The sequence below is a fragment of the Taibaiella chishuiensis genome (genome assembly GCF_003014535.1).
GTDB lineage: Bacteria > Bacteroidota > Bacteroidia > Chitinophagales > Chitinophagaceae > Taibaiella > Taibaiella chishuiensis.
Genome location: NZ_PYGD01000011.1, coordinates 185276 through 211299 on the forward strand (window position 1 = coordinate 185276; position 26024 = coordinate 211299).

23 protein-coding genes are annotated in these 26024 nt (G+C 51.5%); 18 read left to right on the forward strand and 5 right to left on the reverse strand.

Annotated features, from left to right (window positions below; genetic code table 11):
- Positions 1 to 3 precede the first annotated feature (3 nt).
- The gene (locus B0I18_RS21565; protein WP_106524826.1) at positions 4 to 378 is read right to left on the reverse strand and encodes a winged helix-turn-helix transcriptional regulator; all 375 of its coding nucleotides are present in this window, start codon (positions 376 to 378) and stop codon (positions 4 to 6) included.
- A 112-nt stretch (positions 379 to 490) separates the two neighbouring features.
- Here B0I18_RS21565 and B0I18_RS21570 point away from each other — a divergent pair, with 112 nt between their 5' ends.
- The 6 genes from B0I18_RS21570 to B0I18_RS21595 all read left to right on the forward strand — a co-directional run bounded on the left by B0I18_RS21570 (position 491) and on the right by B0I18_RS21595 (position 6122).
- Positions 491 to 1087, forward strand: a complete 597-nt coding sequence (locus B0I18_RS21570; RefSeq protein WP_106524827.1) for an FMN-dependent NADH-azoreductase — start codon at positions 491 to 493, stop codon at positions 1085 to 1087.
- 109 nt (positions 1088 to 1196) lie between these two features.
- Positions 1197 to 2072, forward strand: a complete 876-nt coding sequence (locus B0I18_RS21575; protein WP_106524828.1) for an AraC family transcriptional regulator — start codon at positions 1197 to 1199, stop codon at positions 2070 to 2072.
- A 116-nt stretch (positions 2073 to 2188) separates the two neighbouring features.
- Positions 2189 to 2722: a carboxymuconolactone decarboxylase family protein gene (locus tag B0I18_RS21580; protein ID WP_106524829.1), complete on the forward strand. Its 534-nt coding sequence runs from the start codon at positions 2189 to 2191 to the stop codon at positions 2720 to 2722.
- A 134-nt stretch (positions 2723 to 2856) separates the two neighbouring features.
- Entirely contained in the window at positions 2857 to 4119 is a 1263-nt protein-coding gene (locus B0I18_RS21585; protein ID WP_106524830.1) for a T9SS type A sorting domain-containing protein, read from the forward strand.
- Between the two features lie 71 nt (positions 4120 to 4190).
- Complete coding sequence (locus tag B0I18_RS21590) at positions 4191 to 5084, forward strand: LysR family transcriptional regulator (protein WP_106524831.1); 894 nt, start codon at positions 4191 to 4193, stop codon at positions 5082 to 5084.
- Between the two features lie 75 nt (positions 5085 to 5159).
- Complete coding sequence (locus B0I18_RS21595) at positions 5160 to 6122, forward strand: YeiH family protein (RefSeq protein ID WP_106524832.1); 963 nt, start codon at positions 5160 to 5162, stop codon at positions 6120 to 6122.
- A gap of 85 nt (positions 6123 to 6207) precedes the next feature.
- On the opposite strand, the gene B0I18_RS21600 is transcribed toward B0I18_RS21595, so the two are convergent.
- Together B0I18_RS21600 and B0I18_RS21605 are read right to left on the reverse strand one after the other, a co-directional pair.
- Positions 6208 to 6570: a nuclear transport factor 2 family protein gene (locus B0I18_RS21600; RefSeq protein ID WP_106524833.1), complete on the reverse strand. Its 363-nt coding sequence runs from the start codon at positions 6568 to 6570 to the stop codon at positions 6208 to 6210.
- Positions 6571 to 6640: 70 nt separating this feature from the next.
- Positions 6641 to 7618, reverse strand: coding sequence for a bifunctional helix-turn-helix transcriptional regulator/GNAT family N-acetyltransferase (locus B0I18_RS21605; protein WP_106524834.1), 978 nt, complete (start codon positions 7616 to 7618; stop codon positions 6641 to 6643).
- A 361-nt stretch (positions 7619 to 7979) separates the two neighbouring features.
- On the opposite strand from B0I18_RS21605, the gene B0I18_RS21610 reads away from it, so the two are divergent.
- The 10 genes from B0I18_RS21610 to B0I18_RS21655 all read left to right on the forward strand — a co-directional run bounded on the left by B0I18_RS21610 (position 7980) and on the right by B0I18_RS21655 (position 18959).
- Entirely contained in the window at positions 7980 to 8435 is a 456-nt protein-coding gene (locus B0I18_RS21610; RefSeq protein ID WP_106524835.1) for a hypothetical protein, read from the forward strand.
- Positions 8436 to 8673: 238 nt separating this feature from the next.
- The gene (paaZ, locus tag B0I18_RS21615; protein WP_106524836.1) at positions 8674 to 10728 is read left to right on the forward strand and encodes a phenylacetic acid degradation bifunctional protein PaaZ; all 2055 of its coding nucleotides are present in this window, start codon (positions 8674 to 8676) and stop codon (positions 10726 to 10728) included.
- Between the two features lie 157 nt (positions 10729 to 10885).
- Complete coding sequence (locus B0I18_RS21620) at positions 10886 to 11536, forward strand: hypothetical protein (RefSeq protein ID WP_106524837.1); 651 nt, start codon at positions 10886 to 10888, stop codon at positions 11534 to 11536.
- A 163-nt stretch (positions 11537 to 11699) separates the two neighbouring features.
- Positions 11700 to 12149 (forward strand): lipocalin family protein, encoded by a 450-nt coding sequence (locus B0I18_RS21625; RefSeq protein WP_106524838.1) that lies wholly within the window; start codon positions 11700 to 11702, stop codon positions 12147 to 12149.
- 101 nt (positions 12150 to 12250) lie between these two features.
- On the forward strand, positions 12251 to 13135 hold the full coding sequence (locus B0I18_RS21630) for a lysophospholipid acyltransferase family protein (protein ID WP_106524839.1): 885 nt from the start codon (positions 12251 to 12253) through the stop codon (positions 13133 to 13135).
- Positions 13136 to 13309: 174 nt separating this feature from the next.
- A complete protein-coding gene (locus B0I18_RS21635; protein ID WP_106524840.1) occupies positions 13310 to 14278 on the forward strand; it encodes a fatty acid desaturase in 969 nt (322 codons plus the stop codon).
- A gap of 85 nt (positions 14279 to 14363) precedes the next feature.
- Positions 14364 to 14963 carry a DUF1684 domain-containing protein gene (locus tag B0I18_RS21640; RefSeq protein WP_106524841.1) on the forward strand — a complete coding sequence of 200 codons (600 nt, stop codon included), beginning with the start codon at positions 14364 to 14366 and terminating at the stop codon, positions 14961 to 14963.
- Between the two features lie 41 nt (positions 14964 to 15004).
- On the forward strand, positions 15005 to 17029 hold the full coding sequence (locus B0I18_RS21645; protein WP_106524842.1) for a M3 family metallopeptidase: 2025 nt from the start codon (positions 15005 to 15007) through the stop codon (positions 17027 to 17029).
- 383 nt (positions 17030 to 17412) lie between these two features.
- On the forward strand, positions 17413 to 17634 hold the full coding sequence (locus B0I18_RS21650; RefSeq protein WP_146146834.1) for a class I lanthipeptide: 222 nt from the start codon (positions 17413 to 17415) through the stop codon (positions 17632 to 17634).
- Between the two features lie 95 nt (positions 17635 to 17729).
- Positions 17730 to 18959, forward strand: coding sequence for a lanthionine synthetase LanC family protein (locus B0I18_RS21655; protein WP_106524844.1), 1230 nt, complete (start codon positions 17730 to 17732; stop codon positions 18957 to 18959).
- A gap of 109 nt (positions 18960 to 19068) precedes the next feature.
- Here the strand turns inward: B0I18_RS21655 and B0I18_RS21660 are convergent, their stop codons facing one another.
- Together B0I18_RS21660 and B0I18_RS21665 are read right to left on the reverse strand one after the other, a co-directional pair.
- Complete coding sequence (locus B0I18_RS21660; RefSeq protein ID WP_106524845.1) at positions 19069 to 21813, reverse strand: TonB-dependent receptor; 2745 nt, start codon at positions 21811 to 21813, stop codon at positions 19069 to 19071.
- Positions 21814 to 21830: 17 nt separating this feature from the next.
- A complete protein-coding gene (locus B0I18_RS21665; protein ID WP_106524846.1) occupies positions 21831 to 22583 on the reverse strand; it encodes a GLPGLI family protein in 753 nt (250 codons plus the stop codon).
- A gap of 143 nt (positions 22584 to 22726) precedes the next feature.
- Between B0I18_RS21665 and B0I18_RS21670 the strand changes: the two genes are divergently transcribed.
- Together B0I18_RS21670 and B0I18_RS21675 are read left to right on the forward strand one after the other, a co-directional pair.
- Positions 22727 to 24178, forward strand: a complete 1452-nt coding sequence (locus tag B0I18_RS21670; RefSeq protein ID WP_106524847.1) for a sensor histidine kinase — start codon at positions 22727 to 22729, stop codon at positions 24176 to 24178.
- Positions 24175 to 24876: a response regulator transcription factor gene (locus B0I18_RS21675; protein ID WP_106524848.1), complete on the forward strand. Its 702-nt coding sequence runs from the start codon at positions 24175 to 24177 to the stop codon at positions 24874 to 24876. Before B0I18_RS21670 ends, B0I18_RS21675 begins: the two co-directional genes overlap by 4 nt.
- The last annotated feature ends 1148 nt before the right edge of the window (positions 24877 to 26024 follow it).

Consider the following 26024-nt stretch of genomic DNA (forward strand, 5'->3'; position numbering starts at 1 on the left):
AACTCAGGACTGCATGGCGGCCCGCTGCTGTTTATGCTTTTTAAGCAGGTATTTTTTATGCTGTTCTCCCCAGACCCTCAGTGCGCCGATAATTTCTTTCAGCGAATCGCTGTAAGGCGTCAGCTCATAGGAGATCTGCACCGGCACGGCATCATAGACCTTGCGCTCCACGAACTCGTTCAGCTCCAGGTCGCGCAGTTCCTTGGATAATACCTTGGGCGTGATGCCTTCTATAGCCCGTTCGATCTCTTTAAAACGTTTGGGTCCGTCGGATAAGACAACGATGACCAGGAGCTTCCATTTCCCGTTCAATACATACAATGCGTCGCGCACGGCATTGACACTGTTATTACATTCTTCCCTGCTGGTAGCACACATAAGCGATTCATTTTAGGAGGCGGTATCCCGAAGGATACCGCTATACAAAAGTATACTGCTATACTTTGTAAAGCTACTGAAAATAATTTTGCCGGATAAAAATGTAAAAAACATGAACATACTTCATCTGGTATCCAGTCCCAGGGGCGAAGCCTCTGCCAGCATACAACTGGGTAATGCCATTGTACAGCAACTACAGGCCCGGTACCCCGGCGGCACCCTGGTTACCCGCGACCTCGCCACGGCCCCCTTTCCCCACCTTGAAGAACAGCACCTTGCTTCCTTTTTTACCCCACCGGAGGCCCGCAACGAAGCGCAGGCCGCCGCTGCCAGTCCTTCGGAACAGGCCATTGCCGAACTGCAACAGGCCGATGCTATTGTGATCGGTGTACCCATGTATAACTTTAACCTGCCCTCTACCCTGAAGGCCTGGATCGACCATGTAGTACGCGCAGGACTGACCTTCAGCTACAGCGAAGCAGGCCCGTCAGGTTTGCTGCAACACAAGAAAGTATACCTTGCCCTGGCGAGCGGCGGCATATACAGCGAGGGACCGATGAAAACGGTCGATTTTTCGGAGCCCTACCTGCGCCATATGCTCAGCTTTATCGGCCTCAGCGATATTACCACCTATCGCGCAGAAGGCCTGGCCTTGCCCGACCGGAAAGATACCGCCCTGGAAAAAGCCATACAGGCCATAGCTGTATAAAGCCGGGTAATAATACGTTAAGACGGGAGCGCCAACTGCGTCCCTGTCTTATCCTTTACTGCTTTTACCTAATTTCGCGGTCATAACACCCGGGCTAAGCCCTTTAAGCATGATATACCGGCACAACAACCCGAATACAGGCGCCGAATGCAATATGATCGTGGAAGAACCCGGCTTCGACCGTACATTTTACGGCCGCGACCGGCACAACAAACTGCTGACGATAGCCTGGAACCCGGGCCCTGCCAGCACTGTAACCATCGATGGCGTCAACTATGTATTCCCTGCCCAGAGCCTGCTCTGCCTTATGGTCAACGAATCCTTCCGGTTTGAAGATGCGGCCGCAATTATTGCCTGGCAGTTTAACCGCGAGTTCTATTGCATCGTGGATCATGACAAGGAAGTGAGCTGTGCGGGTTTCCTGTTCTATAGCTCGGCGCAACGTTTATTTATTGCCCTGGACGATACCGGGGAACGCAAAATGCGGATACTGTCGGAAGTATTCCGCGAAGAATTTGAAACGGAAGACAAGATCCAGGGCGAAATGCTACAGGCTCTGCTCAAAAGACTGATCATTATGGCTACCCGCCTGGCGCGGCTGCAATACACCGACCAGCAAACTCTTACCGACGATAAGCTGGATACGATCCGGAAATACAATATGCTCGTCGAACATCATTACCGCAACGAGCACCAGGTGGCCTTTTACGCCGGCCAACTGCATAAGTCGCCCAAAACGCTGTCCAATCTTTTTGCCCTGTATAACCACAGTTCGCCACTGGCCGTGATCCAGGATCGGATCCAGCTCGAAGCCCGCCGCCTGCTTACCTATACGGACAAGTCGGCTAAAGAGATCGCATATGAACTGGGGTTCGAGGATGCCACACACTTCAGTAAATTTTTCAAAAAAGGCGCCGGCCAGTCGCCCACCGACTTCCGCAAAGGGAGTGTAAGCCCGGCGCAGCTCCCTGCAAACCTGCAATAAACCCCGGAACGGGAAAAATAGACTATTCCCCGGGAAGTCCTGCCATTGTTCCGGCGACCCGCCGGTATGACCTTTGTGTTATCAAAATCATCCGAAAAATCACAAAAATTAAAACAATGAAAAGTTTCCCCATTCCAACCCGCGCCGATGTAACTCCAGGCAACCAGCAGATCTTCGATAACCTGACCAAAATGGTAGGTCATGTACCTAACCTCTATGCAGCCTTTGCGCAATCGGAACACGCACTGGGCAACTACCTGGCGCTGCAGGGCGGTAAGACCTCGCTGCGGGCCAAAGAGCTGGAAGTCGTGAACCTCGTGGTGAGCCAGGTGAACAATTGTGTGTATTGCCTGAGCGCCCACAGCGCCCTTGCCAAACGCCAGGGCTTTACAGAAGACCAAATATTGTCTATAAGAAAAGCAGACATCAGCTTCGACAGCAAGCTGGACGCCCTGGCCCAACTGGCCAAAAGCATCACCGAAAACCGTGGTCATGCCGACCCCGCTGTAGTGGAAGCATTTTATGCAGCCGGTTATAACGAAGGCAACCTGGTAGACCTGGTCATGATCGTCGGCGATAAAACGATTACCAATTACCTGTATGCGCTTACCGAAGTACCGGTAGACTGGCCGGCGGTACCCGTATTGTAATACGATCCTGATAAGCAAAGATTCCGGGCCCATGGCCCGGAATCTGCGTTTTATAAGCCTTTGCATTAATTCACACAGAGCACCAAACGTAAGCGCAGTCCTGCAGCGTCTTTCAAGGCCAAAACATAAAAACAATGATGCGCACCAACAGGCTGGGAGGCTTATTCCTGCTGCTGTTTATCCTCAACCAGCTAACCGTTAACGGACAGGTAAAGAAGGCTTTATTTATTGGCAATAGTCTTACCTATTTCAATGATATGCCACAAACCGTGAAAGCCCTGGGCATGGCATTGGGCGACACACTGGATGTAACGGTATATGCACCGGGCGGCACCGGCTTCGTGAACCATCATGCAGACCCGGTAGTATTTCAGCGGCTGGCTCAAGGAGACTGGCAATACATTATCCTCCAACCCGGTTCTAACGAATCGCCGGCATTCTCCGCACCGCTGGACTCTACCATAAGCTGGGGGCGCATCCTGGCCGACTCGGCCCGCAAACACAATCCCTGTGCACAAATTGCACTCTACGAAATCAGCTATGGGGTAGCCGCCGCAACGGCACAGGCCAATACCAATTATTATTATGCCCAATCGCGGATCAGGGAAAACCTGCTGGTACTGTCGGACAGCCTGCAGGCCTGTTGCGTGCCTGCCGGTGAAGTGATGCGCCGCATCTGGACCAATGATACGCAGACACTGATCTGGAACAGTTTCGGTGATATCCATCCTAATGCCTATGGCTCTTATGCCATAGCCTGCGCCTTTGCGGCTGCGCTATTCCGGAAACCCGTATCGCAGCTCACCGTATATAACGGGCTGGACACAGCACGCTGTCGTAATTACCAGCACATTGCCGACAGCATCGTACTGACCACACCCGGGCAATGGAAGCTGGGCGGTTATTTCCCTATGGCCAGGTTTGCCCCGGCTATAAATAACAACGCGGTTACCTTCCAGAACCAAAGCCTGCATTATGACCAGGTCTCCTGGCAATTCGGCGATGGCACCAGCTCCACGCAGGTATCGCCGGTAAAGGTTTATAATGCGCCGGGCAACTACCGCGTCGTGTTAAAGGCTTCGCAAGGCGACTGTTACGATACCTATAGCAGCACTGTGACCATAACCGGGAGCGGCACAGCGATACCGCCATTGCCCGCAACGGCCGGCATCAAACTCTACCCGAATCCTGCCACGCAATATGTTACGATCGAACAGGAAACCGCAGCACCCTTGCAGATACGGGTATATGATATGACAGGCCGCTTGTTGTTATCGGAGGCCATAAACAGCAGGCAGGCTACCTTAAGCACCCGGGGACTAGTGCCCGGCGGGTACCTGTATGTATTGAGCAGCGGGACCAAGAGGAGTTATGGCAGGCTGCAGGTAGTCCCATAGCGCGCCGACAAGCTATAACCTGTATTTATACTGCCGAAAATTACAAGCGGCAGAATGCGTACCTTTATCCTATGTTCGATTTTCGTTTGCAAGTTTTCTATACCGTAGCCAAACGGCTGAACTTTACGCGTGCAGCCGAAGAGCTTTGTATTACGCAGCCGGCTGTAACCAAACATATCCATGAGCTGGAAGCTTATTTCAAAGTAAAGCTGCTGGACCGCAAAGGCAATAAGACCTTGCTAACGGCCGCCGGCGAAACCCTGCTGCAACAAACAGAAGCCTTACAACTGCTGTACCGCAATATGGAATTTGAAATGAGCGCCCATGTACGCAAGCATAAGGGCCAGTTGCGTATCGGGGCCAGCACCACCGTGGCGCAATATGTACTGCCCCAGGTATTGGCCGCCTTCCGCAAAAAATTTCCGGATATCACGGTAAGCCTTACGACGGGCAATACCGAGCAAACCGAACGGGCGCTGGAGCATAGGGAGATCGACCTGGGTGTGATCGAAGGCCACTCCCGGAAAGCACAGGTGCGGTATACAGAATTTATCAGGGATGAGCTGGTGCTGGTATCGCGGGTGCAAAACCCGCTGGCCGCCAAAGCCAGCATCAGCGCGGAAGAGCTGAAACAAATACCACTGCTGTTGCGCGAACCCGGGTCGGGCACCCTGGAGGTATTGGCACATGCCCTGAAACCGCTGCACATAAAAACGGGTGACCTGAAAAAAGAAATGCAGCTCAGCAGTACGGAAAGCATCAAACGTTACCTGCTGCACTCCGACAGCATGGCTTTCGTTTCGATCTATGCGGTACTTAAAGAACTGGAACTCCGGGAGTGTTGCGTGATCGATGTGACCGGGCTGGATATAAACCGGCACTTCTACTTTATAGAACCGCAGGGACAGACGCCTGCACTACCCGCACTGTTTAAACGGTTTGCACTGCGCTATAACTTCAGGTAATAGCAGATTATTAAGGGTGATTTCCCGCAATGGGACAAGGGGCAGACCTTTGCCCTGTAATCATCCTCCAATATCATGCAACAGGAAATTCCCCATACTGCATCCCGCAACCCGCAAAAGCGTTTCCGTAAAATAATATTCCTGCTGGCGGCCCTGCTTTGTCTCTGTCCTTTTGTAGGCGCGCCTATAGCCCTGGCCCTCGGCCTGCTTATGGCCTGGCTGGTCGGACATCCTTACCCGCAGTTCAATCACAAAGCAACCCATTGGTTGCTGCAGGCCTCGGTAGTAGGCCTGGGTTTTGGCATGAATGCCGGTAGCGCCCTCCGGGCAGGACGCGAAGGCTTCCTGTTTACCATCGTTTCTATTACCGCTGTGCTGGTACTGGGTTACCTGACCGGCCGCCTGTTTAAGATAGACAGGAAGACTTCCTATCTGATCACCGCCGGAACCGCTATTTGCGGCGGCAGCGCTATCGCCGCTTTGTCGCCGGTAATCAAAGCCGGAGAAAAACAGATCTCCGTAGCGCTGGGCACGGTTTTTATCCTGAATGCAGCAGCCTTGCTGATCTTCCCGGCTATAGGCAAACACCTGCATTTAAGCCAGGAACAATTCGGCCTCTGGTGCGCCATTGCCATTCATGACACCAGTTCGGTAGTCGGTGCGGCGAGCAAATACGGAAGTACGGCATTACTTATTGCCACGACCGTGAAACTGGCCCGGGCGCTCTGGATTATCCCTTTATCTTTAGGTTCCGCCCTGTTGTTCCGCGCCAAAGACAGCAAGATCAAACTGCCCTTCTTTATCGGCCTGTTTATACTGGCCATGCTGCTGAACAGCTACCTGCCACCCGTAGCCCGGCTGGCGCCCTGTATCACCCTGGCGGCCAAAGCCGGCCTGACGCTCAGCCTGTTCCTGATCGGTTCCGGTCTTTCGCCCAAAGTAATACGCGCCGTTGGCTTTAAACCCATGTTGCAGGGTATCCTGCTCTGGGCCTTTATCGCCACGGGTACGCTGCTTACGATCATTTACCTGGCTTAAGCCCGCAAAGCAGGTATAACAAAGGGCCGCCAAATGGCGGCCCTGCTTCAATATTGTTCCGGCATCCGGTACCGGGGGCCTGTTCTTAAACGGTATAATGCACCACTACGCGATCGACCAGTTGCTGCCCGTTAAAATGCAATTGTTCGGCCGATCGTTTACCGGTAGCCATATTGGTATAATAAAGCGTAATACCTTCCATACCGGTGAGCAGGTCCAGCAGATCGAAATGCAGGTCCGGTATCATTTCCAGGGCTTTATTCCAATAGGCGCGTACCTGTTCCTTGCCACTTACCCGGCCATCGTTGCCGGGCAGTACCCGTATGGCTACGGGTGTTTCTATGGTAAAGTCTTCGGTATAGTGGCGCAACACACGCTCCACATCATGAGCGTTCCAGGCGGCGATCCATTCTTCGGCGAAGTTTTGGGCAAACTGCGTATCGATCATAAAGGAAATTTTGCCCTGAATGTAGCGCTATTTGCCGCAACGGCAATTTTACCGGCTGCACTTGTCCCGGCTATTGTACCTGCGCTGCGGCCGGAACCTGCAGGTCGAGCACCATCTGGATATTGGCCCTTTCGTAGGGCGTGGGTCGCCCGGTCACTTTTTCAAACCCCAGCCGGTGGTACAGGCTGATGGCCGGTTTCAGGATCGTATTGCTTTCGAGAAAAACATTCCTTGCGCCCAATTGCCTGGCCCTGTCTACGATCGCATCGCCCAGCAGGCGACCGATATTCTTGCCCTGGGCTGCAGGACTCACCGCCATCTTGGCCAGCTCGTAATCATAATCGGGATCATCCATTTTCAACAAAGCGCAAACCCCTACGGGCTGGCCCTTCCACAACGCCACCAGGATATGGCCGCCGCGGTTTAAGATATATCCTTCGGGGTCATCGAGCGCTTTGTAATCGGCGGCTTCCATTTTAAAATAGGTGGATATCCAGGCCTCGTTCAGGTCGCGGAAAGCCTGCCGGTAGGCCGGTGTATAATCGACGATCTGCACTTCCGATTCTGTTCTTTTGCGTTGTTGTTCCTGTACGCGACGCAACAGCGACTTTTGTTCCAGCAGGTATTCCCATTCGCCGATCGCCTGCCACAGATCGTGGTTGGCCTGTGCCGAAAGCGTGGTGATGGCCTGCTCCACATCTGCATACTGGTCCTGTATAGCTTCGGCGAGCTGATGGCCGGCCGGCGCAAGACCAATCCGGTTTTTCCTGCCATCGGTAGCATCTTTTTCTTCAGCAACCAGGCCATGCGCCGTCATCTCGCCCACGATACGGCTTACCGAGGGGTGGGAATGGCCGATCTCCCGGGCGATTTCTGTAATCGTTTTGGGGCCTTCCTGCGACAGGATATAAAATACAGGGAACCATTTAGGCTGTAAGTCGATATGGTATAAGGCATAGATCGCGGCGGCATCTTCGGTTACCTTTTCGGTAAGCATACGCAGGCGGCTCCCGATGGCCATCCTGCCCGTTTTATTAAAAAAGTCCATACAAAGTCAATTACGTAATTAGTTACGCAATTTAGTACATAATTTTCATACTGGCATCATGATCCTGCATTTCAGACCGGCAATTTTAAATAGAATATATTTTAAAATAAGTAAGAAGATCAAAAGCAACAAGTAGCACGCCGCAACCATCGGAAGCAGATAACAGGTAGTCCTTTTCACGGGAAAGCGCGCATGGACGGGGCTTTGCGGGCAGCTGCTAAATAAAAGGTAATTTATGTGTGGGGGAAGAATAAAAATAAAAAAAAATTAATTTTGCCTCACCTATCATTAAATAATTATTCCATATGAGCCATTAAAACAAAAGCAGAACCACAACCAAAACCAAACCAATAACCGCTTTATGAAATTTACAGTTGCCCTACTATGTGCTGTGTTATTACAGCACATCGGTCCCTGCTGTTCTTTTGCCCAAACCCCTTATGCATCATCCGGCCAGCAGGATGCTGATTATGTGGCCAGCGACGCCGTCAGGGTCGACCGTGTGCAATGGTGGTACCAGGCCAATAACAACAGCAATGCAGCAACAGCCGAAATTACGGTTTCCAATCAAACCGATAAACAGATAAAGCGCATCGACTTTAATGTGGTAGCGACCGACAGCTCGGGCCTCGTACTGGAAAGCGAGGGATTTGCCATCAAAAAGCTGGTCGTTACCGATACTATGGCTCCCCATTCCCGTAAAACCTTCAATTTTGACCAGGCATTCGTCAACCGGAATGTAGCCGACCTGGACGTGAACAATGCGATCGTTGAATACGACAACGGCTCTATCGAAATATTGACAAAAAAGAGATAATACCCGAGCAAAATTTTCCTTAAAAAACTGGTCCCGGCAGGCGTACGGGACGAAGATCCGGTGCCCGCCGGCACATCTATAACCGCATTTCCACGTGCACTTGCCGGGCATATGATCCAGGCAGGTGCGTGTATTCCTGTTTGCCCCGGCCCGGCATTGCGGGCAAGTGCGGCAATTAAGCGATTATCTGTAAATTGCAATCCATTTTAAAGGACCCCGAAAAAAATACAATAGCTATATGTCATTACCGCAATTACGCAACTATGCCAACGGGCAATGGATTGCAGGACAAGGAGAAGGCGAAACACTGCATAACGCGATCACCGGCGAGGCGATCTATACGGCAAGCAGCAAAGGACTGGACTTTGCCGGCATGATGCAATACGCCAGGACCAAAGCAGGACCGGTACTGCGCCGCATGACCTTCCAGGAGCGCGGCCGCATGCTGAAGGCGCTGGCCCTCTACCTGATGGAGCGTAAAGAAAAATACTATACCATAAGCCGTTATACCGGCGCAACCCGCGCCGATAGCTGGGTAGATATCGAAGGGGGTATCGGCAACCTTTTTGCCAATGCTTCGCTGCGCCGCCAGTTTCCCAACGAGCCCTTTTATGTAGACGGCGATCCGGCTATACTTTCTAAAAACGGCACCTTTATCGGTCACCACATTATGGTACCCCGCCGCGGCGTGGCCATCCATATCAATGCCTTTAACTTCCCGGTATGGGGTATGCTCGAAAAGATCGCGGTAAACCTGCTGGCAGGTGTGCCGGCTATCGTAAAACCGGCGACCATTACCTCGTTCCTTACCGAAGCCGTAGTTGAAGACATCATCGCATCGGGTATACTGCCCGAAGGCGCGCTGCAGCTGATTTGTGGCTCGGCCCGGGGTATCCTCGACTTCGTGGAAAACGGCGACGTGGTTACCTTTACCGGTTCGGCCTCTACTGGCAAAATGCTGAAAGCACACCCCAGGCTGATCGACGAAGCGGTACCCTTCAATATGGAAGCCGATTCGCTCAACTGCTCCGTACTGGGCGCAGACGTAAAACCCGGCATGCCGGAGTTCGACCTGTTTATTAAAGAAGTGGCCCGCGAGATTACCACCAAAGCAGGCCAGAAATGTACGGCAGTGCGCCGTATTATCGTACCGGCGGGCAGTGTTGAAGATGTCCAGATCGCGCTGGGCAAAAGGCTGGCGGGTACCCTTATCGGCGACCCCTCGGTAGAAGGCGTGCGTATGGGCGCCCTGGCCGGTATGTCGCAGAAACAGGAAGTGCTGGAGAAAATTGCAGAACTTTCTCGTTCGCAGGAGATCGTGATCGGCGACCTGGACAACTACGAGCTGCACGGCGCAGATAAAGAAAAGGGCGCATTCCTGCCCCCGATCGTGTTCCTCAATAATAATCCATTTACCAATACAGCCTGTCATGATATCGAGGCCTTCGGACCGGTAAGCACCATTATGCCTTACGATACGATGGACGAAGCCATCGAACTGTCCAAACTCGGTAAGGGTTCGCTGGTAAGCTCGATCATTACGGCCGACGATAAGATTGCCAAAGCATATGTACTGGAAGCGGCCTCTATGCACGGCCGTATCCTGGTGCTGAACAGCGATTGCGCCAAAGAGAGCACCGGCCACGGATCGCCGATGCCCCTGCTGGTGCATGGCGGCCCCGGACGCGCGGGCGGCGGCGAAGAGATGGGCGGTAAAAGAGGCGTACTGCATTATATGCAACGTACTGCCATACAGGGTTCCCCCACCACGATTTCCCATATTACCAATGTATACCAGCAAAACGGCCGCCAGAACGAAACCGAGGTACACCCGTTCCGGAAGCATTTCGAAGACCTCGAAGTCGGCGACACCCTGATCACCGCCAAACATACCGTTACCGAAACCGACATTACCAACTTTGCCAATGTGAGCGGCGATAACTTCTACGCCCACATGGACGCCACTTCGCTCGAAGGCACTATATTCGAACAACGCGTGGCCCACGGCTATTTTGTATTATCGAAAGCTGCAGGCCTTTTTGTAGATGCGAAGAAAGGACCGGTACTGCTGAACTACGGTATCGACGAAGCCCGCTTTACCAAACCGGTTTACCCCGGTGCTACCATTGGTGTGAAGCTGACGGTAAAACAAAAGGTAGACCAGGAAAAACGCAGCGAAGACGATATTGCCAAAGGCATCGTGAAATGGCTGGTGGATGTATACGACGAAACCGGCGAAACGGTGGCCATCGCTACCATCCTGACCATGGTAAAAAAACGCAACCAGGATTAATTTTTTCAAACCGGTAAACCGGTACAGCCCGGCAGCACAAGCGCTGCCGGGCTTTTTTATGTAACCCTGTCTTATTTTTTTCACAGTTCTTTAAACCTTGATACTTTTGCGCCATCGAACAGATAATCCTGTTCCTTAATTTATAAAAACGCTACCCATGAAACGCCTGTTTTACCTCCTGGTCCTGCTCAGTGCTCTAAACAGCAGCGCTGTTTACGCCCAGGGCAACGACCTCAGCGACCAACCCTTCCGCGTGCTCGATACCCCCCGGGCCAGCCTGGGCATTTTTGCCGCCACCATGCCTTTTATACGGCAACAATCATTTGGCCTGGGCGCCGATATGAAACTGAATATCACGCCTATGTTCTCGATGGGTATAAGCGGCCTGGTAACCGGCCGGAAGGTAGATCCCAAATTCGGCTATAATATCGGCGAGGCCAAACTGCTCTATTACGATATCAGCCTGTTTCCCGAGCTGACCCTGTACCGCAACCGGGGCCTCGAAGCGGCTGTACGGCTTTACGCCGGCTTTTCCGCCTTCAACCTGTCCGACAATTCGATCCGGGAAATTTACTGGTGGTACGACGAATATGGCAATGCCTACCAAGGCGAACGTGCGCTGCCGATCGCCAATAATTACTTCCTGAGGCTGGCGCCGGCTTTCGCGGTGAGCTATCGTGTGGCCCGCGATGTACGCCTAGAAGCCAGCGGTAGTTACAGCATGTTCTTTGGCGAGGCCACTTACGCCCACCGCAGCGATTTTAACAATTATGTATTCCAGTTGGGCGTACGGGTGGCTATCGATTAAAGGGCCGGTTTTAAACTTCTAACCCTCAGTTTATTATTCGGTCCTCGCCCCCTTTTACATGTTACAGAAATTATATTATACTTATTCTCTTTCATAATGAACATTCATTCAGCTATCATGGCATAGTTATTGAGCCGTTTTAGGAGAAACAAAAATGTTGTTTATGAAAAAGTATCGTGTAATAGGTGTACCGGTAATGATTTTGGGAAGTACCCTGGTATTGGCTTCCTGCTCGAAGGATAACGATCCGGAGCTGAGCAGGAAAGAGATGATGGTAGGTACCTGGAGCATCGTGCAGGTGGCACATGATAACAACAACAATGGCATTGCCGATCCATCGGAGATCCTGACCGTCCCGCCGGGTAGTACCGATGTCAATACCGAAACATTTAACGCTAACGGCACCGGTATGGTACGGATTAAAAATGCAGCCGCCGATACCACGATAGCTATGACCTGGGCCATTACAGGCGATGATGCTTACCTTGAAGTAACGGTACCCGGCGCACCCACGGTTAACAATAAGATCCTTAACATGACCAAAACCGATCTGCAGCTGGAAAACAGTACCAACCCCGACGGGAAAGACTGGACCTGGCTGAAAAAACAATAAGCCTGTGCGCAACAGGCCACAAAGGGAGACTATAGCAAAAGCCGTCGCGATTTATTATCTTCGCGACGGTTTTTACATACATTTATACAAGGTACACAACATTGAAAGCAGTTCTCTATTATATCAGCCTACCCTTTCTCTATCTTATTTCCCTATTGCCGTTCCCTGTATTATACCTTGTAGCAGACTTCTTTTTCCTGCTGCTGTATTACGTGATCGGGTACCGGAAAGGGCTGGTGCTGCAGAACCTGCGCAATTCCTTCCCGGGAAAAACGGACCGGGAGATACGGCTGATCCGCCGCAAATTTTACCGTTACCTCTGCGACCTGTTTCTCGAAACCTTTAAGACCCTGACGATAAAACCGGCCACCATGCTGAAACATTGCAGCATGAGCCCGGAGGCCGTAACGCTGTTTGACCGGTATGCCACTGAAGGCAAAAGCATTATACTGGTAATGGGACACCTCGGTAACTGGGAATGGGCAGGTAATACCTTTAGCCTGGTCAATAAAGCCCAGCTTTATGTGATCTACCACCCGCTGGCCAACCCGTATATGAACGGGCTGATCATCAAAATGCGCACCCGCTTCGGCACCCGGCTTATCGCCATGAAAGATACCTTTAAGGAAATGATAGCCCGTCGCAAGGAACTGACCGCTACCGCTTTTATTGCCGACCAGACGCCACACCCCGACCATGCCTACTGGACTACCTTCCTGAACCAGGATACCCCCGTGTTTCTCGGTACGGAACGTATAGCCGGCAAGCTGAAATTCCCCATCGTTTATGCCCGGGTCAAAAAACTGAAAAGGGGTTATTACGAGATCCAGGCCGAAACCCTGATCGAAGATCCCGCCAATATGGAGGAAGGAGCGATTACCCGGATCCATACGCAACGCCTGGAGCGGGACATTATCGAACAACCCGAAACCTGGTTATGGTCGCACCGGCGCTGGAAACACAAAAGAAAACCGGCAGAAGCCTGAGGGCAGAACGCCCGTTAATTGTCTCCCTGATAAACCCGTACCCCGGGTTACCGGAACGGGAAATTTCCTCCACAACTGCCCGGCGACAGTTTTCACAATAATAACAGGAGGATACACAATAAAAAAGTATTATTACCGTTGGTTCAATACAGACAACGGTACCATTAATTAAAGATGCGAAAAGGTAAAGAATTAATTCTGGCCACCAAGGCCTTTGCAGTGGAAGACAGGAAGAAGAGCTGGTGGCATTTGTTGTCTACGTTGTTTTTGTTCCTGGCGCTTATTGCTGTCGCCTTGTTGAGTCCCTGGTTCCCGGTAAAGATTATCGCCGGTGTATTACAGGCGCTCGTTATCGTGCGGCTCTTTGTCATTTACCACGATTACCAGCATCATACCATCCTGCAAAAGTCCAAACTGGCCAATGCCATCATGACGGCCTTCGGCATTTATATCCTGGCGCCGCAAAGTATCTGGAAACGTTCGCACGATTACCACCACAGTCATAATTCCAAACTGTTCAGCGCCAGCATCGGTTCTTATCCCATTGCCACCCGCAGCAAATTCAACAGCATGAGTGCAGGCGAGCGCCGGGAATACCTGGCTATCCGTCACCCGCTTACCATCCTGCTGGGTTATTTTTCCATGTTTATGATCGGTATGTGCGTATCCTCGCTCAGGAGCAGCCCCCGCCGGCACCTCGACTCGCTGCTGGCCCTGGTGCTGCATGCCGTACAGATTACCCTGGCCTTTATCTTCCTGGGCTGGCAGAATACGGTAGCTATCGTTTTTATCCCTTTCTTTATTTCTACTGCCATCGGCGCCTATCTCTTTTATGCGCAGCATAATTTCCCGGGCGTTATCTTCAAATCCAATGCGGACTGGGCCTACGAGACCGCAGCGCTGCAATCGTCGAGTTATATGAAGATGAACCCCTTCTGGCAATGGGTTACCGCCAATATCGGTTATCATCACATCCATCACCTCAATTCCCGCATCCCCTTTTATCGCTTGCCCGAGGTTATGGCGCACTTCCCCGAACTGCAACAGCCCAAGGTTACCTCCTTGTCGCCGAAAGATATACGCGACTGCCTGCGACTCAAAATCTGGGACCCCGAACTGGGCCAGATGACCGGCACCCGGTAAGCCCCGTATTGTTTTTCATTATGCCGCCTTCAGTACGCCCGGTTGCTGAGCGGGAATTTGTATTTTTGAGGGAATTTATTCCCGTATGAAATACCTGATCGTCCTGTTACTGGGCCTGGGAAGCGTAACCCTGACCAACGCGCAACAAAGCTATACTGATAGCCTGCAAGCCTTCCGGGTAAAGTACCTCGACGAACTGTACCCGATCATCAAAGCCGATACGGCACATATCCGTTTCTACCCGGTCCATGCCGCATTAAGGGTAAAAGCAAAAGTCGAGTTGCTGCAGGACCAACCGGTATTTAAGCTGGCTACCTCCTCAGGCAAGACCAAAGAGGCGCGCAAATATGCCCTGCTCCGTTTTAAGCTTAAGGGCAAAAGCTGCAGCCTGTATGCCTATCAATTACTGGGCCTGATGAACAAGGAAGAGACCGCCCGGCACCTGTTCCTGCCCTTTACCGATCTGAGCTCGGGCGGGGAAAGCTACGGCGGCGGCCGTTATATCGACCTGGAGATCGACGATATACAAGCCGACCAGACCGTAACCATCGACTTCAACAAAGCCTATAATCCTTACTGCGCCTTTACTACAGGGTATAACTGCCCCGTACCTCCGCGCGAAAATGCCCTGCCCGTGTCTATAAAAGCCGGGGAGCGCTACCAACCCGAAAAATTTGAACATTAACCCGGCCCCCTTACGGGCCTTAGCCCATTAAAATTATCCTGATGAACCAGAATCCATTGCTGCAACCCTTCAATACTCCGTTTCAAAGCGTACCCTTTGACCAGATCCGCCAGGAAGACTACCGCGAAGCGATTATACAAGCCATAGAAACAGCCCGGCAGGAAATAGCCGCGATCAGCAATAACCCGGAAACACCAACCTTCGACAATACCCTGGTTACCCGCGAAGAAGCAGGCCGGCAGCTGGCCGTAGCCAGCGAGGCTTTTTTTAACCTGAACTCGGCAGAGACCAGCGATTACCTGCAGGAAGTAGCCGAAGAAATATCGCCGCTGCTGGCCGCGTTCAGCAACGACATCAACCTGGATGAAGCCTTGTTTGCCCGGGTAAAACACGTTTATGAACAAGCCGACAGAACGGGCTTCAGCACGGAGATGCAACGCCTGCTCGACAAGAGTTACAAACACTTTACCCGCAACGGCGCCCTGCTGAGCGAAGCCGATAAACAGACCCTGCGGCAGATCGACCAGGAGCTCTCCGGGCTTACGGTAAAATTTTCGCAGAACGTATTGCAGGAAACCAATGCCTACAGTATGCATATCGAAGACGAAGCCGGGCTGGAAGGCTTACCCGCATCGATCGTAGCACAGGCCAGGGCCGAGGCTGAAACCCGCTCTCTCACCGGTTGGGTATTTACGCTGCAGTTCCCGAGTTATGTTCCCTTCCTGAAGTATGCGGCCAACCGCGAACGCCGTAAAGAGCTATACCTGGCCTCGGCACAGAAAGCCTTTAAGGATAATGCCTATAACAACGAAGCGATCATTAAAAAGATCGTGAGCCTGCGCGACCAGCGGGCGCGCCTGCTGGGCTTTGCCTCGCATGCGGCCTTTGTGCTGGAAGAACGCATGGCCGGCACACCCGATGCCGTTACCGGTTTCCTGAACGACCTGCTGGAAAAGGCCAGGCCCTTTGCCCACCAGGATGTAGCCTCGCTGCAGCCGCTGGCGGCGCGCGACGGTCTTACCGAACTGATGCCCTACGACCATGCTTACTATGCTGAAAAGCTGCGCGAAGAAAAATATGATTATTCGGAAGAAGCGCTGAAACCCTACTTCCCGCTGCAACAGGTGCTGCAGGCGGCTTTTGCGGCTGCCGGTAAGTTATACGGCCTCAGCTTCAGCGAACGTACCGATATACCCACTTACCACGAAGAGGTAACCGTATACGAAGTGCTGGAAGAGGGCCGTCATAAAGCTCTGCTGTATACCGACTGGCACCCGAGAAAAGGGAAACGCGCCGGCGCCTGGATGACCTCGTTTAAAGGTCAGTACCGCAATGCAGACGGCGAGCACCGTCCGCATATTTCTATTGTCTGCAACTTCTCCCGCCCAACAGGCGATACGCCTTCGCTGCTTACCTTTAACGAGGTGACGACCCTGTTCCATGAATTTGGTCATGCACTTCATGGTATGCTTGCCGATACCCGTTACGAAAGCCTTTCGGGCACCAATGTATACTGGGACTTTGTAGAGCTGCCTTCGCAGTTTATGGAAAACTTCTGTTACCAGAAGGAGTTCCTGGCAACATTTGCCCATCATTACAAAACCGGCGAACTGCTGCCCGAAGCACAAATCGACAAGATCGTGGCCTCCGCCAATTTTATGGAAGGCTACCAAACCCTGCGCCAGCTTGCCTTTGGCCTGTTGGATATGGCTTACCATACCGGCGGCCTGGCAGAACAGGATACCATCGAACATTTCGAAAAAGAGATTACGCGCAGTGCGCAGCTTTACCCTGCACTGCCGCATACGGCGCAAAGCCCTTCCTTCTCGCATATATTTGCAGGTGGTTACAGCGCCGGTTATTACTCCTACAAATGGTCGGAAGTACTGGATGCCGATGCCTTCGCCTACTTTAAAGAGACCGGCATCTTCAACCCCGAAACGGCAGCACTGTTTAAGACCCTGCTCAGCAAAGGCGGTACCGAAGATCCCATGGATCTGTATGTCGCCTTCCGCGGCCGTAAACCGGAAGTAAATGCATTATTGCAAAGGGCAGGACTTAACTAAAAACTGCTGCCGAACCATATACGATACCCTGCTGCATCCCTGTAGCAGGGTATTTTTTTATACAGGAAAACCAGTATACCAGCATTTTAAAAATAAACAACATTGTTAATGTTTTTAGAAAATGCAGAGCAGCCCTAAGGGTAACATAAGAAGCCGCCTCGTACTCACGTCCTTATAACAGGGGAGCAAAAGAAGCGCTGCAGCATACCCTTGCCCGGAGTCAGAAGCCGTGTTAAACGGGCTTGTTATCCTGTAATTTTACGGGGAAGAACAACATGCCTTTCGCTTGTACCCTTGCTGTTTTGTATAACAACAGCCATTTGCAACCCTTACAAAGTACCTCCCTCTTTTATTGTTTCACCAGTAATTTAAATCTGTTTATTATGAAAAAGAAAAGCCTGAATTCGAAATTGTCCGTTCACAAAAACACGATTGCCTTACTCAGCAGGGATAACCTGCAGGAAATACTGGGCGGCGACCTGGTTGTAAAAACCCTTATCGTTACCTGCCCCGGGGTATCCAAACCCTGCGGCTCCGAAGTAGATCCCTATACCTGTCTCAGCGTTAACTGTCCGCCTACCAGCCGGATGATCGGCTGCGCCTAGCGTCCGGTAGTTTATCAAACAGAGTTTGTAATAAGGGAGGTACTTTGTAATTTTAAGCTTTATCATTACCAGACAAACAAACAACCCGGTTACCTATGTGGAAAGCCCTTACCAGCCAGACTCCGGAAGGAGCCCGGAACAATGCCCTGTTGCAACAGATCGCCCAGGATGTAGACCAGTTCAATTATCCCGGCAACGGGCTTTACAGCGGCAATTTAGGCAAAGCCCTTTTTTATATTTTTTACGGCGTATACCGTTCCGACGAAACCTATGTAGATAAAGGGCTTGGCGTACTCGAATACATTATTCAAAGCACCTCGGAGGATGAGTTTCCGCAGATGACGTTTTCCAATGGTTTAAGCGGTCTTGCCCATGCCCTGCTTATGCTGCGGGAGGCCGACCTGCTGGAGTTGTCGGACGAAGACCTTGGCCAGTTCGATATGGTGCTGGCCGGTGCGGTACAATATTACCACCGCGAGGGCAATTTCGATTTCCTGCACGGGCTTACCGGTTGTGCCGCTTACTTTGCACGGCGGGCACAGGCTTTCGGTCCCGACGAAACCTCGATACAAGTGATCGGGGAAACCATCGGTTATCTCGAAGGTATTACCGTAAAAGCGGCAATAGGTTCGTACCCTGTTACGCGGATCACGTTTGGGGATATCCATTTCCAGGGCATCAATTTCGGCCTGGCCCATGGCATGCCCAGCTTTATTTTCCTGCTGTTGCAGGCGCACCGTGCCGGTATAGAAGAGGAGCGCAGCCGCCACCTGATCTACGAGTACATCGACTTTATGCTGAGCAGGACCAATAGTATGCCGGGCAGTCCGTCCTATTTCCCGACCGCGATCCCGCTGCGTGCCGAAGATTATGAAGGCGACCTGAGCACCAGCCGGATAGCCTGGTGTTATGGCGACCTGGGCGCCGGTATGGTATTGCTGCAGGTCGCTACCCATTTTAAAGACCGCGCCCTGTTTGAAAAAGCGGAGGAAATATTACTGTTCCAGGCTACGCGCCAGGACCCTTCGATGGATGAATCAGGCCTCTGTCATGGTACGAGCGGCCTGATGCATATGTTTAACCGCCTGTTCCAGATGACGGGTAATAACACCTTTAAAACGGCAGCGGAATACTGGCAGGAAGAAACATATAAACTGGCAATACACGCCGGCAACCACTCGGGGCTGCAAACGCCCGACTGGAAAACCAAACAGCCCCAGCCCGATGGCAGCCTGCTAACGGGTGTAGCCGGTACAGGGCTTACGCTTATGGCCATGAACAGTGATCTTATGCCCTACTGGGACCAGCTGCTGCTGATTTCTTAAACAGATATTGCACCTGCCAGGAAAGCCGTGCCCTTACAGCACGGCTTTTTTGATGGTACGGTACAGCAACCGCGTATGATCTGCTGCTGCACGCTTCTTTACAAAAAGGTCAGCGGGTTTTGACCTGGATACTGCCCGGCGCCTTACCGGCCCTGTTGAGCTTATAGGTAAAAGACAACATAAAGTATCGCCCGATGACGTTAGAGCGTTGTTCGATCAGGTTATTGAGCTGGCTGATGCGTTGCACGGCCTTATTGCGATCTAGCAGGTCGAAGCCCCTCAGGCTGACCGTGCCGCGCTGGTTGGCTAAGATATAACGCGATACCTCGGCCTTCAGGATCGGTATGGTGACCGCTGCATCGAAGCTTTTAGCCGTATAGTGCGTTATATCGCCCGACAGGGAAAAATACCAGTGCTCATTAGGCTGATAAGCGATACGGGCAAACCCGCTATAGTTATAAAAGTTGTTGTTCAGCTCTTTGTTGAGCGAGTAGCGGGCATTGCTGATACTGATATTACCGCCCCAGCGCAGGTCCCATACATCGTTGTTCAGGTTGCTGAATTCCAGTTCCAGCTGATGTTTGAGCGTGTTGTTGGTATTCTCTACGCCATTCACGGGACTTACCGCGCGGTTCCAGCTTTCATCCAGATTGACACTGATATTCAGGCCCAACCTGCGTACAGGTCTTGCATACTGCCCGCTCAGCGTCAGCAGCGCGGCATAGCGGGTATTGATCATTTGTGCATCCTGGCTCAGGTCGGGGTATACGGTGCGGCTCCAGTCGATCTTATTAAGCGTATACCTTGCGTTGAAAAAAGCGAAAAAAGAAGTCATGGAAAACTGGTCGAAATTGGTATAACTCAGGTTCAGGTTATGCGCATACTCCGGCGCCAGGTCTACATTGCCGCGGGTACGGGTAAGCGGGTTGTTATAATTGACAAAGGGCATAAGCTGCGCGGCAGCAGGCGCCGTTACTTCGGTCGAATACCGCGCAGAGAGGCGTTCCCCGTTTTTAATATTCCATTCCAGTAGAGCGGCAGGCATCAGATAGCGGTAGCTCCTTGTTGTCATAGCGGCGTTATTGGCATAAGGGCTAAGCCATAAACCGGCGCCCTTCAGCTCTAGGTTCCAGCGCAGCTCTTTCTTATTGTTCTTTAAAGTGATGGCCGGATCAACGCGGTATACATCGCGGTAAAAAGAGGGACTGAGCGAATCGGTCAATGTTTCGTTGTACATGCCCTGCTGCCGGTTGCTGGCATCCCGGTTAAAAGCCCCGGCCAGCCTGGGTTCCAGGTACAGTCCGTGACCAAGCCGGCGCACCATGCTTACAGCGCCTTCGGTATTTAACCGTCCGCCAAAGTTGTACTGGTACTGGGCATCTCGTATCACCGCATTGCTGTCGGTATAACGCAGGTTGTTTTGCCATTCGCTTTCCACCCGGTTATAGGTATAGTCGGCAGCGAGCCTGGCCTGCAGCAGTTGCCATTTACCTTTCAGTTTACGGGTAAGATTAGCCGAAACGCCCAGCCCGGAGCCGTTTTCGCGGGTCGTGCTGTTCCGGTCCAGGCGGTTTTGCAGCAGGTCGGCTATATAAGATTCCGAATAGCCGTTTTGGCGGTCTTTGCTGTTATCGTGCTTAACGTAACCTTTTATGCCGAGCAGGTTGGCCGAGTCTACCTGGTTGCGCCAGTTGAAAGAAAGGCGGTTGGTAAGCGTATTGAGCTTGCTTTGCCCGTTATCGTTCTTATCGAAATTACCTGCCGGTGTAAAGTTGCGCACCTGGGTTTGCCGGTCCAGGAACTTCTGTACCCCGTTGCCCATATAACTTATATTAAAACGATTACCATCGCGCGGCGTTACGGAATAATTGAGGCCCAGAGCGCCCGAGGCCACCTTGCCCGTTACCGGCTGACCAAAATCCACAGGCATGTCGTCTGTATTTACATTCATGGCTCCCCCCTCGCCCATCATGCTGCCGATGCCTCCGTTATAATCGAGGTAATCCTGGAAGGTAAAGCCAAATTTATTGATGTTGTTCAGCATACCCAGGGCAGCCAGCTGGCTTTTGGGTTTGAATTTGAAAGCCTTCAGCGAGGCATCGTATTGTTCCGGCAAACCCAGTGCACCACTGGCCTCGCCAAAGTAGCCGGTCTTTTTATCGGGCTTCAGCAGGAGATTCAGGGTCTGTTCGCGGTCGCCATCGTCGATACCGCTAAACAAGGCCTGGTCGGATTTCTTCTCGAAAGCCTGTATCTTATCAACGGCATCGGCAGGCAGGTTTTTGGTGGCCACTTTCGGATCGTCGCCAAAAAATTCTTTACCGTCCACCAGTACCCGGCTTACACTTTTACCCATCGATTTAATATTCCCTTCTTTATCGACCTGTACCCCGGGCAGTTTACGCAACAGGTCTTCGACCACGGCATTGGGCTTTACCTTATACGAGCCGGCATTGTATTCCAGCGTATCTCCCTTTACGCGTATCGGTATCTTTTCTCCCGAAATAACCACCTCATCCAGTTGAGTCAGGCGGTCGTTGTTCTTTAGCCGCAGATATAACTGTTCGCCGGCATCGAGGGGTATATGGAGCGATCTGTATTCGGTAAAATAGCCCATCATAGCGGCTTGCAACAGGTAGTCTCCTGCGGGCACATCCTTTACCAGGAACGTGCCTTTACTGCTTATGGCGAAAGTGACCAATGTAGAGTCCTCGGGACGCAGTAAAGCGATAGAGGCAGCGTCCAGCCCGGCACCCGTACTATCGGTAATTTTACCCGATACTTCATGAAACCCGGCATGGGCGGGGCATACGATTCCTGCCAGCAGCAGGAAGAGCCAGCATATTCTCAGCATAACGATAGCGTTGGGGATTAGTTACGGATGGTGGTCGATTTAATGATCACATTGCCTTTGCCACCGAACTCTTTTTGCAGCTCTTTAATTTTTTCTTCAGACAGTTTGTTGTATTCCGCTTCGGTAACGGCTTTGCCTTTGGTCGGGGCCTTTATTTTTTTAGCTACGTCTTCGGTATGATCTATCCTGGTTGCTTTAATGCTTACATTGTCGCCTACATTTACTTCGAGGATCATACCCGGTAAGCCTGCAAAATCTTTAGGGCCTCCCGACACCGGTATCGCAGTAGTATACCACGCCGTTACCGAGTCTTTCTCGTCCATACGATAAGCCTCCTGGCAGGGCATACCCAGTATGTTTTTCTGCCGGTTGGTAAACTTCCATTTTTCGGGGCTTACGGTTTCCTTTACCAGGAACATGCGCCCCATCAGGTCGCGCTGGGCAAGCTTTTCGCGGCTTTTGAAATCGACAAATATTTTTTCATCCGGGCGGCTGCGTTCCATCCGTATTTTCATGCCATCCTGCTCAAACTCTTCGGAGCCCTCGTCTTTACCGGCCTTACCATTTTCATACAGCGATTGATCGGCGTTAAAGTAGAGTACTTTTACTGACTTCTGTTCCTTGGGCACAAAGGCCCGCATACTTTCGGGAATGTCTTGTCCCTTGAGATCGATGGTAAGTTTCTCTTCGTAACTGATGGTACCCGAAGTGTGTTGTGCGTATAAGGGTAAAGCAAAAAGGCTTGCAGTAAGCAGGAATAAAATTTTCATTGTTCTGTATTTTTGTTGCGACAAAGCTATTGCCGGTGCTGCTGCATTGCGGTTAACCTCAACCCAAATAAGGTTAAAAAAGGTTAATATCCAGCCGGAATGCACGGGGCATTTACTTTCTTTGTAGCCATTAATCCAGTATTATGAAGCAACGGGGAGAAACACGCAGGTTAAAGACTATAGGCTGGCTGATGCTGGTCAGCGAACTGATGCTGGCGGCATTTACCGGCAGCTGGCTCAGGGCCCAATACCGGGAAGAAGAGCAGCGGCTGCATAAAGACCTGCAACTGGTATATGTCAAAACACGCGACAGCATTATGAATGCAGCGCTGGATCGTGAAGTATCGGCGGTGTTGCGCGACACTACGAAGGCAGGCAAACCGTCGATCAAACTGCAATTCCATGTTACGGACGTACTGAGTAACGAAATGCCCGATACGCTGCACCGGGGCACCCCGGGCAATATACAGTCCATCACGATCGTAAAAAGATTCAGCGACTCTTTGTCTCCGCTACCCGATAATAATGCAGCAGCGAGTTACCCGGCATTCAAGGCACAGGTGCTGCGTTCGGTGCTGAGCCGTACACTTGCGGCTACTGACGATGGCCTGTATAAAAACTTCCTGGCAACGGTAGACAGCGCACAATTTACCACCGCCTTCGGCGAAGCCCTGCAAAGAAAGAACAGCCGTTTCGGTATCGTACATACCGCATTGCAGGGACCGGACAGTATTTTCGTTTTTGAAACGCCCGAACTCAATAACTCTTTTCTTAAAGTAGAAGGATACCGGCCTTTCCTCTTCAAACAGATCCTGCCGCAAGCAGCATTCAGCCTGGTGTTGCTGCTGCTTAGCGGGCTTACTTTTATCCTGGCCTTCCGGAATATGCGCAGGCAGCAGCGCTTCAGCCAACAGAAAGACAACTTTATCAGCAACGTGTCGCATGAACTAAAGACACCGGTAGCCACGACGAAAGTGGCGCTGGAAGCGCTTTCCAACTATAATGCACTTGACGATCCAAAGCGTGCGAAACAATACCTGCAGATGGCCACCTGGGAAATGGAGCGGCTGGAACAGCTGGTCAACAGCGTGCTTAATACCGTACAGTCCGAACAGGGTGCGCTGCAGCTCGATAAAGAAGCCCTGGACCTTGCCGGATTGCTTACGGAGATCAGGCAAAGCATCAATCCCTTAATCGAAGAGCAGCAGATCACTTTCTCGATACAGGCGCCGGAGAACCCGGTTATTGTTGTTGCCGATAAAATACATCTGCGCGGTGTTTTCTATAACCTGGTCGATAATGCCCTTAAGTACGGGGGCAAAATGCTCGCAATTAATATCAGCACCTACGAACAGCATGCCCGTGTAAGTATATGGGATAATGGCGAAGGCATTCCTTCCATCTACCACGAAAGTATATTTGAAAAATTTTTCCGGGTGCCCAAGGGGAATAAGCATGATGTAAAGGGACATGGGCTGGGCCTGAGTTATGCCCGGTATGTATTGCAGGCACACCGGGGCATGATAACGCTCAGCAGCAGCCCGGGCGAGGGTACTGTATTTGTGGTTACCTTACCTTTAACCGACGCTTCATGAAGACCAAAGTATTCTATGTAGAAGATGAAAATTACCTAGCCAGGATCGTTACCGATACCCTGGAGCTGAAGGGGTATACGGTATTGCACCGTAAAGACGGACTGGGCCTGCTGGAGCATATCTCGGCCTTTAGTCCAGACATATGCGTGCTGGATGTGATGCTGCCGCATATCGACGGATTCAGCCTGGGCAGCACCATTCGCCATATATATCCTGATCTGCCGATTATTTTTCTAACGGCCAAAAGCCAGACTCAGGATGTGCTCGAAGGCTTTTCCTCTGGTGGTACCGACTACCTCAAAAAGCCGTTCAGTATGGAAGAGCTGATGGTCCGTATCGACAACCAGGTACGCCTGTCGAAGCTAACTACACAGCCACAGCAAGGTACCGCTACTAAAGATATACAGCTGGGCAATTTCGTGTATAGCCCTACCCGCCTGGAATTACGCGGCCCTGTAGTGACTACGAAAATCTCGAACCGCGAGGCCGAGATCCTGAATATACTCTGTATGCACCAGAACCAGATCCTGGATCGCCGCAAACTGATGCAAATGGTATGGGGAGATGATTCGTATTTTATCAGCCGCAACCTGGATGTGTATATCCGCAGGTTAAGGGATTATTTTGCAGGTGGTGGCGGGGTAGAGATCATTACGCTTAAAGGGAAGGGGTATCACTTCAGCATACATCCTGCCTGAAATAAAGAAGATGTGAGTATTGAGTATTGGGTATTGAGATATTAGATATTGGATGTTAGATATTAGGAGTTAGATGAAGGTCATCCTGCTAATCTGATGTCATCCTGAGCACTGCGAAGGATCTTACCAGAGGGAGGAAAAAGTGCAAATGAGTAGTAGTCTATCAGGGAAGACGATTGTCATCCTGAGCATCGCGAAGGATCTTAATGGAGGGAGGAGAAAGTGAAAAAATGAACGTTAGTCTATCAGGGAAGACGATTGTCATCCTGAGCATCGCGAAGGATCTTAATGGAGGGAGGAGAAAGTGCAAAAATGAGCAGTAGTCTATCAGGGAAGACGATTGTCATCCTGAGCCTTGCGAAGGATCTTAACAGAGGGAGGGGAAAGTGCAAAAATGAGCAGTAGTCTATCAGGGAAGACGATTGTCATCCTGAGCCTCGCGAAGGATCTTACCAGAGAGAGGGGAAAAGTGCAAAAATGAGCGGTAGTCTATCAGGGAAGCCGGCTGTCATCCTGAGCCTCGCGAAGGATCTTACCAGAGGGAGGGGAGCTGCAAATAAGCGATGAGTACAACTCGCGCAACATGCGCCCTTAGACAAAGCCGGCTTACTGCTGAGATCCTTCGCTGCGCTCAGGATGACCCGTAAACGCTTGTTACTTTTCTTCAAACACTCCTGGTCTTGCTACCTGATACTTGATACCTGCTACCCCCGGCTGTCATCCTGAGCCTCGCGAAGGATCTTAACAGAGGGAGGAGAAAGTGAAAAAATGAGCAGTAGTCTATCAGGGAAGACGCTTGTCATCCTGAGCGCAGCGAAGGATCTTAACAGAGGGAGGGGAAAGTGAAAAAATGAGCAGTAGCCTATAAGGAAGACGATTGTCATCCTGAGCCTTGCGAAGGATCTTAACGGAGGGAGGGGAGCTGCTGGTAAGCGATAAGTACAACTCGTGTAACATTCATCATCAAACAAAGCCGGCTTACTGCTGAGATCCTTCGCTGCGCTCCGAATGACCGGTAAACGCTTGCTGCTTGCAAGCTGCAGTTTGGGGTATAGGCACAAAAAAAAGCCCCTCGACTTTCGTCGAAGGGCTTCAATAAATATGGCGGCTACCTACTCTCCCGGAGTTAACCAGTACCATCGGCCATA